Source organism: Candidatus Megaera polyxenophila (assembly GCF_029982035.1).
GTDB lineage: Bacteria > Pseudomonadota > Alphaproteobacteria > Rickettsiales > Rickettsiaceae > Megaera > Megaera polyxenophila.
In genome coordinates this window covers 67,188-80,596 of the sequence record NZ_CP104166.1, presented here as the reverse complement: position 1 = coordinate 80,596, position 13,409 = coordinate 67,188, and the positions used below count along the sequence as shown (strand labels likewise).

Here is a 13,409-nt window from a genome sequence, read left to right as displayed (position 1 = left end):
CCATAATGATGTTATCTAGGCGTTGATAATAATTCATTGATTCTTATTAATAACAATGGCGGAGATAAACCGTAATAAACTTGCCGCAGATTCATACATTTATTGCAATTATAGCAAAACAGAGGATCTATTTTAAAATTCAACCAAATCATTAATCTCCAACTAATGAGCTTAGTTTTCTTATGAACGATTTGATTAATTGCCTTATATACGATAGGTAATTGTACGCCCCTAGTTCTATTAGATAAAAAACCGTAATACCTAATCATTCGAAAATAACGATCTGGTATATGCATAATCAGACTAGCTATGAACTGCATCACGGGCATAGTTATGCGATCAATTGTATTATTATAGTGATCAAGAAATTTAAACGTTACCTGCTTTCCGTCGTAATTTTCTATTCTTGTCTCGGAAATAGGGGGCGTTTTATATACCGCCCTAAATATTCTATGTTGCGTTTATGATCATCCGATGGTTTTTGTAAATAAACATACCAACTGATTTCGTATAAACTACTCATCCAGTTATTAAAATTCTCAGCATTTTGATATGCGGACGGCAACTTCAAATTACTTGAGATATATTGAAAGCGAAATAACTCAAGGACTCTATGTCTCCACATTTTTTTAATAGGTTCGGCAGGAAAAAATAATTTTTGCCACTTGCCTTTGCTATTTATACCGCCGCAAGTAACCGATAAATGGATATGAACATTGCGTTTTAAATCTCTACCGAAAGTGTGTAAGGCAGTAAATATACCAACCACAAGATTTTTCTTTGTAGCTATCTCCTTAATAATTCCTGCTGCAATACCGGAAATCAATCCAAACAGATCACGATTGAGCCAAAATATCGGCCATAAAGAGTCCGGCATTGTAAATGTAATGTGCTGCCATCGTGTTTTTGGTAGAACATTGCTAGCCTTACTCACCCATTGATCCGTTTGTTTCTTACCACAACGAGAACAAAACCTACCTTTACAGCTGAATGCTACCGATTTATTGCGGTTACAATCACGGCAGCTATAACGTTTAAATCCTAAATATTTCGTTCCACACGATATAACTTTAGTGACGTTGAAAATAATGCCGTATCTTAGCTTGCCGTATTTTTTAGCGAAATCGAGACCAATTACCACGGTCTAGAAAAATATGTTTTATAGATATTCCTTTACCGACTATTTCCATAAATTACTTATAGTTAATGTTTTCTTACCAAGGAATCTTTCTTCCTTTGCGTTCTAAATCAAATTCTTTACAATCAGGGCAATAGTAAACAGAATTAACTTATGATTGGGAGATATTTTTCGCAACATTATCCAGAAAGCCTTGGCTATTTCCTTATCTCCTTCGGAAAAAATCTTTTGATCCTGCTGTAAGGAATTGCTTGCTCTTTAGAAATGGCCTTAAGAGTTTTTACCGCTAATTCATTGACCAAATGCTGCTCAGAGTGCAAGTTACTCATAACTCAATTATATATTATCTTATGTATGTCTAACATTCAGTCTTTATAACTCAAGTTAAAACAAATCAAATACCAGTATTATAATCCTCCATAAATATTTATCGGTCAAGAGTATCTTCTTTTAAGCTGCCACCGATAGGTGGCTTATCTTGTTGCCCTTTTGTTGGTAAAGATAATTGTTCTTTAATATTTCGTTTGTTAAATCTTTTTGTAAAGTTATTTCCATTCTACGTTTAGCATCGGCAAAATCTACGGTTTCTTTTAATGTATTAACCCACCAACTAAATACCCGACTTAGGCGGCATATTTTACTTCTTTCGCCTGAAATAATCTTTTGATATGTTCTGGGTTATTTTGCAGAGTCCTTAGGTAAGATTTTAAATTCCCTTGGAGTTCAGATTTTGTAAGAGGTATATGTTTCCTATTTACATTTCTTTTTAAATCGTTGTTTAAATATTCATCCGGATTATGTTGCGGAGTATACGGAGGCAGAAAAAATAAAGAAATTTTCTTTTTATGTTTCCGAGTCCATATTTGTACTTTTTTGCTATGATGAACCTTGAGATTATCTAGGATTAAGAAGATTTTTTTCTTGGAGTATTTTACCAACCTCCGTAAAAATTCTATAAATACATTTGTTTTTAGTGTCTCTTCGTACAGCATAAACCTTAGCTTACCGTTATTTGTAACAGTGGATATCATGTTTATACTAAATCTCTTCGATTTATGAATCACAACAGGGGTTTTTCCTTTTAAAGAATAGCTTTGTAATACCTGACACTCTTGTTTTATCCCTACTTCGTCGCACCAATGTATTTCTGCCTTTCATATTCTGCTTGCTTGGCTATTGACGGATATTCTTCATCTAACCAAAATTGAACCCTTTTGGGTTGCTGCTCATATGCTAACTTCTTTGGCTTTTGTGCAGTATACCCCCATCTTCTTAAATATTCGCCTATTGTACTTAGGGAAGAAAAAATCCACAATGTTTTTTGATGAGTGCATTAACTGATTTTCTTGACCATAATGCTGATTTGATATTGTGATCTTCTGGTCTAGAGATATTTACGTACCCTTGTATTATTTTACTTTGATCTTCGGTTATAAGCCTTTTCTCTCCTATCTTTCTACCTCTTAACTTCCCACTAATTGCGTACTTGTCGCCTCTCTTTTCCCTCCTTACCCATTCATTTACTGTCTGGCGACTCACTCCTATTAATTCACCTACCGACGATTGACTCTCTCCTCTTTTTACTAGTTTTAGAGCAATCTTTCTCATCGACGCTTGTGCGCTTATTGATAATTTCCTAAAATCTTCACTTTTTGACATTATTGCATTATACAAATTCCTTCCTTCTTGGCAATAGTTATGTCGGGTATTTAATTGGTGGGTTAATAGATATACAAATCCTTGTGCCATTCTAATATAAGTTATATCGGTGCTCCATACCTGATTTGTCTTAGTAATTTCAACGCCTTTTAAAAGATAAGGATATACCTTATGAGCTTGGTTGCGCTTGCTTAAATTCATTTTAGGATAAATGGCTTCTATTGACATTATTCCGTAATAACGACTTACCGCTTTGCGACCAATAACAATTCCAAACGGTACAAGATGCTTGGACATTCTTCTGGCCCCGAAATACGGATGCTCTGTATAGATTTCATCAATTACTTTCATTATTTCTAAGTCTCTTGTAGTTATTCCTTTTGCCTTGTAATAATAAGTAGATTTATTAATTAAAAGTAGATCGCATTGCCTAACAATGCTTAGATTTATACAATTATTATCAATCATACTTTTCCTAGTTTCCAAGTCCAAACAATGTAGATTTTTTTTTCAGCCAGTCACGCTCAACGCTTAACTGTCCTATTTGTTCATATAATTGTTTTATCAAATCTTGATTGTCTGGATCTTTTGTTGCCGGCTTAACTTGAAAACCACTAACTAAATTTTCTATACCTCTTTTTTTCCATGCTTGTATTTGAGTTGCATGAACCCCGTACTTACTGCTTATTTGTGCTATTGTCATTTCAGCTTTTATTGCTTCTATAACAATTTTTGTTTTTTCCGTCGCACTATATTGCTTCGCTTTTTTAGACATATAATTTCCATTTCCTTGTTGTGAAATTATATCTCATTCTTCATTTTTAGCAGTCCAGTTTTTGGGTACCATTATATTTCGCCTGAAATAATCTTTTGATATGTTCTGGGTTATTTTGCAGAGTCCTTAGGTAAGATTTTAAATTCCCTTGGAGTTCAGATTTTGTAAGAGGTATATGTTTCCTATTTACATTTCTTTTTAAATCGTTGTTTAAATATTCATCCGGATTATGTTGCGGAGTATACGGAGGCAGAAAAAATAAAGAAATTTTCTTTTTATGTTTCCGAGTCCATATTTGTACTTTTTTGCTATGATGAACCTTGAGATTATCTAGGATTAAGAAGATTTTTTTCTTGGAGTATTTTACCAACCTCCGTAAAAATTCTATAAATACATTTGTTTTTAGTGTCTCTTCGTACAGCATAAACCTTAGCTTACCGTTATTTGTAACAGTGGATATCATGTTTATACTAAATCTCTTCGATTTATGAATCACAACAGGGGTTTTTCCTTTTAAAGAATAGCTTTGTAATACCTGACACTCTTGTTTTATCCCTACTTCGTCGCACCAATGTATTTCTGCCTTTTCATATTCTGCTTGCTTGGCTATTGACGGATATTCTTCATCTAACCAAAATTGAACCCTTTTGGGTTGCTGCTCATATGCTAACTTCTTTGGCTTTTGTGCAGTATACCCCCATCTTCTTAAATATTCGCCTATTGTACTTAGGGGAAGAAAAAATCCACAATGTTTTTTGATGAGTGCATTAACTGATTTTCTTGACCATAATGCTGATTTGATATTGTGATCTTCTGGTCTAGAGATATTTACGTACCCTTGTATTATTTTACTTTGATCTTCGGTTATAAGCCTTTTCTCTCCTATCTTTCTACCTCTTAACTTCCCACTAATTGCGTACTTGTCGCCTCTCTTTTCCCTCCTTACCCATTCATTTACTGTCTGGCGACTCACTCCTATTAATTCACCTACCGACGATTGACTCTCTCCTCTTTTTACTAGTTTTAGAGCAATCTTTCTCATCGACGCTTGTGCGCTTATTGATAATTTCCTAAAATCTTCACTTTTTGACATTATTGCATTATACAAATTCCTTCCTTCTTGGCAATAGTTATGTCGGGTATTTAATTGGTGGGTTAATAGATATCTATTAAATAAAAAACCAGATAGTAAATTGCTTACGTGAATAATTATGTTTATAGATAAAATCCCAGCAAAAACCAAAGATAATGCCTTTAATGTTATCATTGAAATACCGATGAATGATAATCCTGTGAAATACGAATTTGATAAGGAGATTGGAGCAATCATGGTCGATAGGTTTATGCAAACGCCTATGTTTTATCCTTGTAATTACGGATTTATTCCTCATACTCTTTCCCAAGATGGAGATCCGGCAGACGTGCTTGTGATGAGCCAATATCCTATTATTCCGGGGGCTATTATTAGAGTAAGGCCGGTTGGTGTTTTAATTATGGAAGATGAATCCGGTATAGATGAAAAAATTCTTGCTGTACCTATTAATAAAATAGATGTAACGTTTGAAAGTATCAAGGATATTGATGATGTCCCGCAAATAACTAAAGATAGGATAAACCATTTCTTTGAAAATTATAAAAAACTTGAAAAAGGTAAATGGGTGAGGATCGTCGGTTGGGAAAATGCTAAGAAAGCTTTAGACTTAATTGAAGAAGCGATTACGAGAGCTAAATAATTATTGCAAAAAACAGGATGAAAAACTCCTAAAATCAATAAAATATAGGTAAATGTTATTATTTATTACTGTCCTGACTATCTGTATTATTTCCAGGTCAGAAGCAGATTTTTTTATTCCTTGTATTCCTGTATTACAAAAACATTTTGGCTTATCTCCCTTTGAAGTGCAACTATCTTTAAGTTTAAACTTTATAGGATATTGTCTTGGTGGATTAATAGCAGGCTTTTTGGGTGATAAATTCAATTACCGCATAATAATTATAAGCAGTTTAGCTATATTTGCGGCTGCGACTTTACTCTGTGCGTTAGCCGGTAATTATGGTTTGGTATTATTTGGCCGGTTTGTTCAAGGGCTTACTATTGCCGGTCCAACGGTACTAAGTTATGTAATTCTAATTGAGACTAGTAAATTCCGAGATCAGCTAACAAGGCTAGGATTAATTAATGGTTCTATTACCTTAATTATGACTATGGCACCAACTATTGGTAGTTATCTAGGTATGTATACTAGTTGGCGCTTTAATTTTTTAGCAGTTTTTGTTATGGCCCTTATTGCCTGGGTTTTGAGTTACAAGGTTGTAGAGGCTAGTAACAAAGTAAATGGTAAAATCACGGTTTTCTTACCATTTAAAGAATATTTTACCTTAATTAAGTCCCGTAAATTAATGATATTTACAGGGGCTTTATGCTTTATTATAGCCCCTTATTGGGTATTTATTAGCATGTCGCCTATTTATTATGTTAATGATTTAGGAGTGCCTCTTATTGAATATATGTGGTATAAAAATATATTAGCCATAATATTTGGGATCATAAGTTTGATGAATGGGTTAATAGTTGATAAATTTGGCTGTAAAAATTGTTTCTTGTTTAGCATAGTGATGTGCTTTATTAGTATAATATGCCAGTTTATAATTGTATTAACGGGAATAGATGAGCCGAAAATCATTACTGCGGCTATGGCTATTTTAACAGTCGGGACGGCATTTTTGATTAATTTTTTATACGCTAATGCCTTAACTGCCATAACAAATCATATGGGTAAAGCGTCGGTAGTAATCCATTCTGTTAGATTGATATTTACTTCTGTTTCCCTTAGTATAGTTAGCAAGTTATATTACGGTAATTTCTTTGTTATTGGTATAGCTCTTATTATTATGATGCTAACAGGATTATTGATAACGCTTTATCTATACTCCCTAGGCTATCTTAAAGGGATAGCCCGGTAATAGTAAAAATCATACGCTATCGTTTGTTTCTGATGAATGTTCACCGATAATTACTATCTCAGCAGATGATAAATCGAGTCCTGTAATAGCTGATTCTCTAGCAATTAACTTTGTAAGGCATGATGGTTCTAGGGCCTCTTTAAACGTTTGATTACCAAGAAACAGCTTTAACAAATCAGCAGCTTCCTTATTTTTTTCATGATCTGCTGAATAAATTATTAAATTTACAGTTTGTTTCTGTAAGTCTGGGGATACACCTTTCATAGTAACCCCTTTTTCAATGAAGTTTTTTATATTTTTAAGTATCCCGGGAATCAGAGATCCAACAATTTTTGACATAGTGCTTTTAATAACATCATAATCACTGATTATAGAACGAGTATCAGAATCCTTAACAATAAAATTAGGAAAAAGCTTTTCCCATTCATTTGTAGGCTTCTGAGCTCTAAAAATTTGGAAGGGTTTTCCAGTACCTGGAAATATAGTGCTGCCATCTGCTAATGGATCAAAATTTTTATCACAAACAAAATTTTTACTCATATAATTAGGCAAATCCGGGGCATATAGCCATTCACCTGATTGAGAAGTGTAGCATTTAATAAATGTTTGTTTACTTAAGCTAAAATCTTTTTTCCAATGATTATATTCTTTTTCTAGAAAATCATCTATGCAGGACTTACGAAATTTTTTATAAATGTCATCCTCAAAGCGTTTTTTCAAAATAATTTTCCAACTATCTTCTTTTGTTTTAGTCATAATTTTCTACTATTAGTTTTTTTAATTACTGTGTTTGGTCGTCATCTGCTATGTGAGTTTCACTGCTTTCACCAATTGGCTGGGCAGTAACGGCTACATCATCTATAATTGGGGATTTTAACAATTCAAGGAGCTTATCTGTTGCTCTTTTTCCTTCTTGCCAAAGTTTTTCTAATGTTTTGCTTTTTTCATCATCCTGTTGATTGCGCACAAAAAGTATGTAATCGGAAGATTCAGAGATTTCCAAAGATATGTTAAATGTATTCAAATCTGGTAGTTTTAAATTATTTGCTTCTTCAGATAATTTTCTTTTGGTCATTTCGATTACTCTGTAGCAGCTGTTGGGTTTTGCCCGGTTAGCTCTGTACTGGTATCTTGTGTAGCAGCGACTATTGGATCTAATGGAGAAAATAATATAGTACTGGAGTGCAAAGTAGCTATGGTTGTAACAGTACGTGAAGTAGTTACGGTAGGGTTCATGCTCTCTCCATCAATATAGTCACCGCCTAAAGGTAAAACAGCAGTGGATACTGCAGTAGTAGTTTGAAGTTCTGAAGTACTACTAGAGCCTGAGCTAGAAGAAGGTTTTTCAAGGCTAGAAGTTGTGCTAACGCTAGTAGTAGTAGTCGAAGTGGTACTAGAATTGCTGCTGGAATCTTGGCCTTGGATGTAGTATTCTAATACGGAATGGGCAGATTCATTTAGTGAATCTGTAAAACTCTTGGGTAGATTTTTTAAAAATTTTAAATTTGGAATTGAACCACCTTCTTCCTCTTGCTCTCTGCTTTTAGGGTACAATATATTTTTCATTACTTCTATCATATAAATTTGCTGATCTTTGGTTAAGCCAGCTAAGGTTTGTCCTGAACCTACAGCATCAATAATGGCCTGCCCGTATTTTCCCCCTTTGAATCCTGCAGCTTCTATCGGATTGATATTAAATTTGTATAAGGTTTCGTAAAGTGATATAAAATACTCTCCTTCTTCTTTTTCTTTTGACATAATATTAGGCCTAAATTAAATTACTTGATTATATGCTGCGCCAGAGTTTAAGGTACTTTTAGTCCAGCAATATTGGTGTACCCTAAACTCTGGTAAACATTGTTATATGTTTTTAGTGCGCTTGTTTAAGCTGCATCAGTAGAACTACTGTCTCCCCCCGCTAGAGATACATCACTGATACTTTCTATAGTAGTACTTGATGACAGAGTAATGAGGCTTGAAGTAGTTACGGTAGTACTCATGTTCTCTCCATCAATATAGTCACCTCCTAAAGGTAAGGTAGTAGCAGATACCGAAGTAATTGCAGTTTTAGGTTCTGAAGTACTACTCGAGCTTGAACTACTTAAAGTAGTGGAATCTGAGTTCCCTGTAGCTCCTCCTGCTTGTTGTTTAAGTAGGTTTTCACAAACATGGATAATCTCTCTTTTATGTAGTGACCCCTTATCAAAAAAGCCTGAGAATCTTCCACATATATTGTGAAATAACCATCCATCTTCTTCAATTGTATAAATTTCATGTGAACTGTAAATTAATTTTACCCGGCCATTTTCGATTTGAACGGTACAGACAAGTTCATCGCTAGTAGCATCTCTTAATTCGACTTTATTTTCGGTAATTTTGGTATTATAGCTAATTTCATCAATAGTTATCCTGGCTTTATCATGAGTGCTATCATAAGCGGTAGTAGTATAAGACTCCGAAGTACTACTAGAGCCTGAGCTAGAAGAAGGTTTTTCAAGGCTAGAAGTTGTGCTAACGCTCGTAGTGGTAGTAGAAGTGGTACTGGATACATCCTGAGGGATTGGTTCTTTAAATAACAATTTAACAATTTCGGGTGATGAAGTACCACAAACATAATTTTCAAATTCTTTACTTACGCCCTTAAGGTTACCTCCAGCTTTAATGATCTCTTCTATAACCTGGTATGTTTGTGCAATCTGTTTATTATTAAGGAGAGAGAAACCATACTTACCAAATGCTTTATAAAGCTCAGAATATTTTTCAAAAAAATTTTTACTATATTCGTTATCAAAAATAGGAGGGCAAATTATATCCAGTTTTATATTTAAATCTTCACCTCCGGTTTTAGCAGCTTTTAATAATTCTAAAGTTGTTTTGAATTTATGCTGTTCTGTTTTTGATGTTGATTGTAAAATTTTTGTTTGTACTTTTTTGATTACTGCATCAGTTCCCATTAAATTATTTTGGCAGGTAATTATTGATGGTTTTTCTATTAGTAAGAACTTGGTAATATCAGGGTTATTGTAAGAATGAAACAAAATATTATCAGCTATTACAGCTCCTTTTTTAACAAGTTCTTTGGTAACAGATAGGGCGAGCTTTTCATTACTAAGACGTACCGCATATGCAAGGAGCATTGGGTCTTGTAGATTAAAACTACCTTCTTGTACTAATTTCAGTAGATACTCGGGATGCTTAAAAGTAAATTTTCCTTTAGAACATATTTCTTCATAAACTATTAATTTAATAAACATACCATCATTGAATTCCTTAGCGGCGCTCAGTGCTTTATAAGCTTCTTCGGGCTTTTTAGAAAATAGCTCCAACATACTCTCTGAAGTTAGGTATTTATCACCTAATTTTATAACTTCTTTATCGGGTAAAGATTCTCCTGCTTTTACTAACAAATTCCCATAAATTTTTTCCAATAAATTTAACTCAGAAGAATTTAGAGACTCAGCAATATTCTTTTCTTTCACTTTTTCCTTTTCTTTACCTTCTTCTTTTCCTTTAGCCATAAACAACTCCTCATATTAAAATTGTTAATTTAACGAAATACAGCCTTAATGACTTAATCTATAATTAAAGTTATAATATTAAATCTAACTTAAAGTTGTATAAATTTTACCTATAGCAAGAAGTTTTTTCTTTTGCAAATTATTTTTCTAAATATTTTGAAATATTTATTATTATTGATCCGTTGACAGTTCTAAGCAGATGGTTTAGCTTCAGCTTCCAAATGTAGTGGTAGATGAATTTTAGTGGAGTTTTAATGTCACAAATAGCTATTTTGTGGTCAAAGATTAGGCATAGTAGGGTAAGGTACGTAATATGGCCGATTCGGTCAACTGAGCTGCATAAGTTTTTGCCAATGGCTCTGCTGATGTTTTTTATACTGCTAAATCAAAATTTAGTACGCAGTATAAAAGATAGTTTTATTGTTACCATGATTGGTACAGAAATTCTTAGCTTTATAAAACTCTGGGGTGAAGCACCTATGGGTATATTGTTCGTAATATTATATGTACGTATGTGTAATGTGATGACTACTGAGCAGGTTTTTCGTATAGTAGTTACAGGATTTCTTGTTTTTTTTGCCTGTTTTGCTTACATTATTTTTCCTAATACTGAGTTTTTTCACCCTGATCCCGAACGAATCAAGACTTATATTGGGCTTTTTCCGCATTTTAAATGGTTTATCGTTATGTGGGGAAAATGGAGTTATGTTTTATTTTATATAATGGGTGAGCTGTGGCCGCTAATAATTTTTTGGCTATTTTTTTGGCAGCTTGCTAATAAAATAACTAAAACTGAGGAAGCCACCAGGTATTATGTATTTTTTGGTTTGTTTGGGCAGACAAATTTGTTAATTTCCGGTAGTATTATAATTTATTTTTCTAAAGGTCAGCATTTCTTATTGCCGTTATTTACAGGCATTACCAATTCCTCAGAAGTGATTTTAAAATCAATAACGATACTCCTATTGATATCCGGAGTAATCTGTTTGTTATTGCATCGCTACATTGAGATAAAAAATATTGAAACTATCAAGGGTATAATTTTTAAAAATCAAAGAACGGATATATTAAAATTAGGGCTTCGGCACAGTGCTAAAATGGTTTTTACCTCGAAATATTTGGCTATTATTTGCATATTAATGGTATCTTACAGCACTTCGATAAACTTAATTGAGGGGTTATGGATGTCGAGAACAAAAGCTTTATATCCGGAAACCAAAGATTTTATGGTTTATCAAGGCAATGTGCTATTTTGGACCGGAGTATGTACATTAGTTTTTGCTTTTATCGGTAATACCATAGTTAGGCTTTTTGGTTGGTTTTGGAGAGCAGTGCTTACGCCTTTGGTAACGCTAATTGCAGGCGGAATGTTTTTTGGATTTGTGCTATTAGAAGAGCATTTAAATCAAATATTTGCGACTTTATTACATTTATCGCCTTTAGTCATTATCGTATTTATTGGTGGATTACAAAATGTGCTTGGTAAAGGTATCAAATATTCTCTTTTTGATGCTACTAAGGAGATGGTTTATATACCACTCGATAAAGAAATGAAAACTAAAGGTAAAGCAGCAGTGGACATCCTTGGAGCAAAGCTTGGCAAATCGATCGGAGCATCAGTACAATTTGTCACTTTTTCTATTTTTCCAGCTGCCCACCACGAAGATATAGCAGGGTTTTTAGCTGCTATATTCGTTATTGTCTGCTTAGTGTGGGTTTATGGCGTGGTATTACTAAATAGGGATTACAAAAAAGTTCTAAAAGCATCAGCCATATAAAAACTGCTGTTTGCATTTAATGATATTATAGCTACGTTACTTCCATTTATGCTAAAATTGCAGAAAATGGTTAACAGTAGGAGAGGTATATAATGTCAGAAATTACGCCAATTACAGTTGCATATGGCGATGGAATAGGCCCTGAAATCATGCAGGCTGTATTGCATATCTTAATGAAAGCCGAGGCAAAAATTCGTGTCGAAGTCGTTGAAGTAGGTGAGAAATTATATAACAAAAACTATACATCGGGGATTGCGCCCGATACATGGGAATCCATAGAGCGGACAAAAATTTTACTTAAAGCTCCAATTACCACTCCGCAAGGGGGAGGGTATAAGAGTCTTAATGTAACTATGAGAAAAACCCTAGGGCTGTATGCTAATGTTAGACCTTCAATATCTTATTACCCGTTTGTTAGTACTTTGCATCCCAAGCTTGACCTGGTCATAATACGAGAAAATGAAGAAGATCTATATGCCGGTATTGAATATAGGCATACTCATAATGTTAGGGAATCAGTAAAATTAATTAGCAGAACCGGTTGTGAAAAAATAGTCCGGTATGCTTTTGAATATGCTGTAAAAAATAATCGTAAGAAAGTTACTTGTTTTAGCAAAGATAACATTATGAAATTCTCTGATGGTATTTTTCATCAGGTTTTTAATGAAATAGCTAAGGAATACCCATCTATTGCCAATGAGCATTATATAGTTGATATAGGAACGGCGAGGCTTGCTACTAAACCAGAAATTTTTGACGTAATAGTAACTTCTAACCTTTTTGGTGATATTATTTCTGACGTTACAGCTGAAATTTCAGGGTCCGTCGGTCTTGCAGGATCGGCAAATATCGGTAAGGATTTTGCTTTATTTGAAGCAATCCATGGGTCAGCTCCTGATATAGCAGGAAAAAATATTGCCAATCCGTCCGGTTTACTTAACGGAGCAATTATGATGCTAGTCCATATCGGACAGGGAGAGGTAGCAGCTTTAATCGAAAATGCATGGAAAAGAACCCTTGAGGATGGAGTCCATACAGCTGATATTTATAACACAGAAACATCTGCTAAAAAAGTTGGAACTAAGGAATTTGCTGAGGAAGTGGTAAAGAGGCTAGGGCAGAAACCTGCGAAATTGATGGTTGCTGCTTACAACTCATCTACCGAAAAAGAAACTAAAAGCGTTGTTTATGAGATTAATATGAAGGAGAAAAAATCTCTGGTAGGTCTTGATGTTTTTATTGATATGAATGTAAATTCAGCTCATGATGTAGCTGCCAAGATCAACCCCATAGATGCAGGCCCGATGGTACTTAGAACTATTTCTTCTAAAGGGTTAAAGCTTTGGCCACGTGATGATAGTTTCTTTATGAACTCCGATCATTGGTGCTGCAGGTTTATGCCAGATTCAGGAGAGATAACCCATCAAGATATTACTAATTTATTGAGTAAATTAGCGAGTGCCAAAATTGATTTTATCAAAGTAGAAAATTTATATAATTTTGACGGTAAGCCAGGTTACTCTTTAGCCCAAGGGGAATAGTTGTAATTTAAACTAGATATAATATTTGGTTAATGT

General features: G+C 34.0%; 14 protein-coding genes and 1 pseudogene. 4 read left to right on the top strand and 11 right to left on the bottom strand.

Features of this window, described 5'->3' with window-relative positions:
• Window positions 1-11: 11 nt before the first annotated feature.
• From N3Z16_RS00395 to N3Z16_RS00365, 7 genes and pseudogenes are all read right to left on the bottom strand, one after another.
• Window positions 12-1,141 (bottom strand): annotated as a pseudogene (locus N3Z16_RS00395) (IS91 family transposase).
• A gap of 194 nt (window positions 1,142-1,335) precedes the next feature.
• On the bottom strand, window positions 1,336-1,467 hold the full coding sequence (locus tag N3Z16_RS00390; protein ID WP_282486222.1) for a hypothetical protein: 132 nt from the start codon (window positions 1,465-1,467) through the stop codon (window positions 1,336-1,338).
• 294 nt (window positions 1,468-1,761) lie between these two features.
• Entirely contained in the window at window positions 1,762-2,259 is a 498-nt protein-coding gene (locus N3Z16_RS00385) for an IS630 family transposase (protein WP_282486990.1), read from the bottom strand.
• 2 nt (window positions 2,260-2,261) lie between these two features.
• The gene (locus N3Z16_RS00380) at window positions 2,262-2,453 is read right to left on the bottom strand and encodes a winged helix-turn-helix domain-containing protein (RefSeq protein WP_282486301.1); all 192 of its coding nucleotides are present in this window, start codon (window positions 2,451-2,453) and stop codon (window positions 2,262-2,264) included.
• Entirely contained in the window at window positions 2,432-3,265 is an 834-nt protein-coding gene (locus N3Z16_RS00375) for an IS3 family transposase (RefSeq protein WP_282486300.1), read from the bottom strand. Before N3Z16_RS00375 ends, N3Z16_RS00380 begins: the two co-directional genes overlap by 22 nt.
• A 7-nt stretch (window positions 3,266-3,272) precedes the next feature.
• Window positions 3,273-3,572: a transposase gene (locus N3Z16_RS00370; RefSeq protein ID WP_282485684.1), complete on the bottom strand. Its 300-nt coding sequence runs from the start codon at window positions 3,570-3,572 to the stop codon at window positions 3,273-3,275.
• Between the two features lie 46 nt (window positions 3,573-3,618).
• On the bottom strand, window positions 3,619-4,839 hold the full coding sequence (locus N3Z16_RS00365) for an IS630 family transposase (protein ID WP_282486299.1): 1,221 nt from the start codon (window positions 4,837-4,839) through the stop codon (window positions 3,619-3,621).
• Between N3Z16_RS00365 and ppa the strand changes: the two genes are divergently transcribed.
• Entirely contained in the window at window positions 4,784-5,305 is a 522-nt protein-coding gene (gene ppa / locus N3Z16_RS00360) for an inorganic diphosphatase (RefSeq protein WP_223938407.1), read from the top strand. The two genes, N3Z16_RS00365 and ppa, sit on opposite strands and share 56 nt — an antisense overlap.
• Before the next feature lie 52 nt (window positions 5,306-5,357).
• Entirely contained in the window at window positions 5,358-6,536 is a 1,179-nt protein-coding gene (locus N3Z16_RS00355; protein WP_282486298.1) for an MFS transporter, read from the top strand.
• A 9-nt stretch (window positions 6,537-6,545) separates the two neighbouring features.
• Here N3Z16_RS00355 and N3Z16_RS00350 read toward each other — a convergent pair whose 3' ends face one another.
• The 4 genes from N3Z16_RS00350 to N3Z16_RS00335 all read right to left on the bottom strand — a co-directional run bounded on the left by N3Z16_RS00350 (window position 6,546) and on the right by N3Z16_RS00335 (window position 10,054).
• Entirely contained in the window at window positions 6,546-7,292 is a 747-nt protein-coding gene (locus tag N3Z16_RS00350) for a hypothetical protein (RefSeq protein WP_282486297.1), read from the bottom strand.
• 25 nt (window positions 7,293-7,317) lie between these two features.
• Window positions 7,318-7,611, bottom strand: coding sequence for a hypothetical protein (locus N3Z16_RS00345; protein WP_282486296.1), 294 nt, complete (start codon window positions 7,609-7,611; stop codon window positions 7,318-7,320).
• 5 nt (window positions 7,612-7,616) lie between these two features.
• A complete protein-coding gene (locus tag N3Z16_RS00340; protein WP_282486294.1) occupies window positions 7,617-8,294 on the bottom strand; it encodes a hypothetical protein in 678 nt (225 codons plus the stop codon).
• A 125-nt stretch (window positions 8,295-8,419) separates the two neighbouring features.
• Window positions 8,420-10,054: a hypothetical protein gene (locus N3Z16_RS00335; protein WP_282486293.1), complete on the bottom strand. Its 1,635-nt coding sequence runs from the start codon at window positions 10,052-10,054 to the stop codon at window positions 8,420-8,422.
• 254 nt (window positions 10,055-10,308) lie between these two features.
• Here N3Z16_RS00335 and N3Z16_RS00330 point away from each other — a divergent pair, with 254 nt between their 5' ends.
• Both N3Z16_RS00330 and N3Z16_RS00325 read left to right on the top strand, forming a co-directional pair.
• Window positions 10,309-11,832 (top strand): NTP/NDP exchange transporter, encoded by a 1,524-nt coding sequence (locus N3Z16_RS00330; protein WP_282486292.1) that lies wholly within the window; start codon window positions 10,309-10,311, stop codon window positions 11,830-11,832.
• Between the two features lie 92 nt (window positions 11,833-11,924).
• Complete coding sequence (locus tag N3Z16_RS00325; RefSeq protein WP_282486291.1) at window positions 11,925-13,373, top strand: NADP-dependent isocitrate dehydrogenase; 1,449 nt, start codon at window positions 11,925-11,927, stop codon at window positions 13,371-13,373.
• Window positions 13,374-13,409: the final 36 nt, after the last annotated feature.

Excerpts from the sequence above, each read along its gene's own strand:
- N3Z16_RS00375 (WP_282486300.1), bottom strand. The coding sequence starts at position 3,265 with ATGATTGATAATAATTGTATAAATCTAAGCATTGTTAGGCAATGCGAT.
- N3Z16_RS00365 (WP_282486299.1), bottom strand. The coding sequence starts at position 4,839 with ATGATAACATTAAAGGCATTATCTTTGGTTTTTGCTGGGATTTTATCT.
- N3Z16_RS00325 (WP_282486291.1), top strand. The coding sequence starts at position 11,925 with ATGTCAGAAATTACGCCAATTACAGTTGCATATGGCGATGGAATAGGC.
- ppa (WP_223938407.1), top strand. The coding sequence starts at position 4,784 with ATGTTTATAGATAAAATCCCAGCAAAAACCAAAGATAATGCCTTTAAT.
- N3Z16_RS00345 (WP_282486296.1), bottom strand. The coding sequence starts at position 7,611 with ATGACCAAAAGAAAATTATCTGAAGAAGCAAATAATTTAAAACTACCA.
- N3Z16_RS00340 (WP_282486294.1), bottom strand. The coding sequence starts at position 8,294 with ATGTCAAAAGAAAAAGAAGAAGGAGAGTATTTTATATCACTTTACGAA.
- N3Z16_RS00330 (WP_282486292.1), top strand. The coding sequence starts at position 10,309 with ATGTCACAAATAGCTATTTTGTGGTCAAAGATTAGGCATAGTAGGGTA.
- N3Z16_RS00335 (WP_282486293.1), bottom strand. The coding sequence starts at position 10,054 with ATGGCTAAAGGAAAAGAAGAAGGTAAAGAAAAGGAAAAAGTGAAAGAA.
- N3Z16_RS00350 (WP_282486297.1), bottom strand. The coding sequence starts at position 7,292 with ATGACTAAAACAAAAGAAGATAGTTGGAAAATTATTTTGAAAAAACGC.
- N3Z16_RS00370 (WP_282485684.1), bottom strand. The coding sequence starts at position 3,572 with ATGTCTAAAAAAGCGAAGCAATATAGTGCGACGGAAAAAACAAAAATT.
- N3Z16_RS00355 (WP_282486298.1), top strand. The coding sequence starts at position 5,358 with ATGTTATTATTTATTACTGTCCTGACTATCTGTATTATTTCCAGGTCA.
- N3Z16_RS00390 (WP_282486222.1), bottom strand. The coding sequence starts at position 1,467 with ATGAGTAACTTGCACTCTGAGCAGCATTTGGTCAATGAATTAGCGGTA.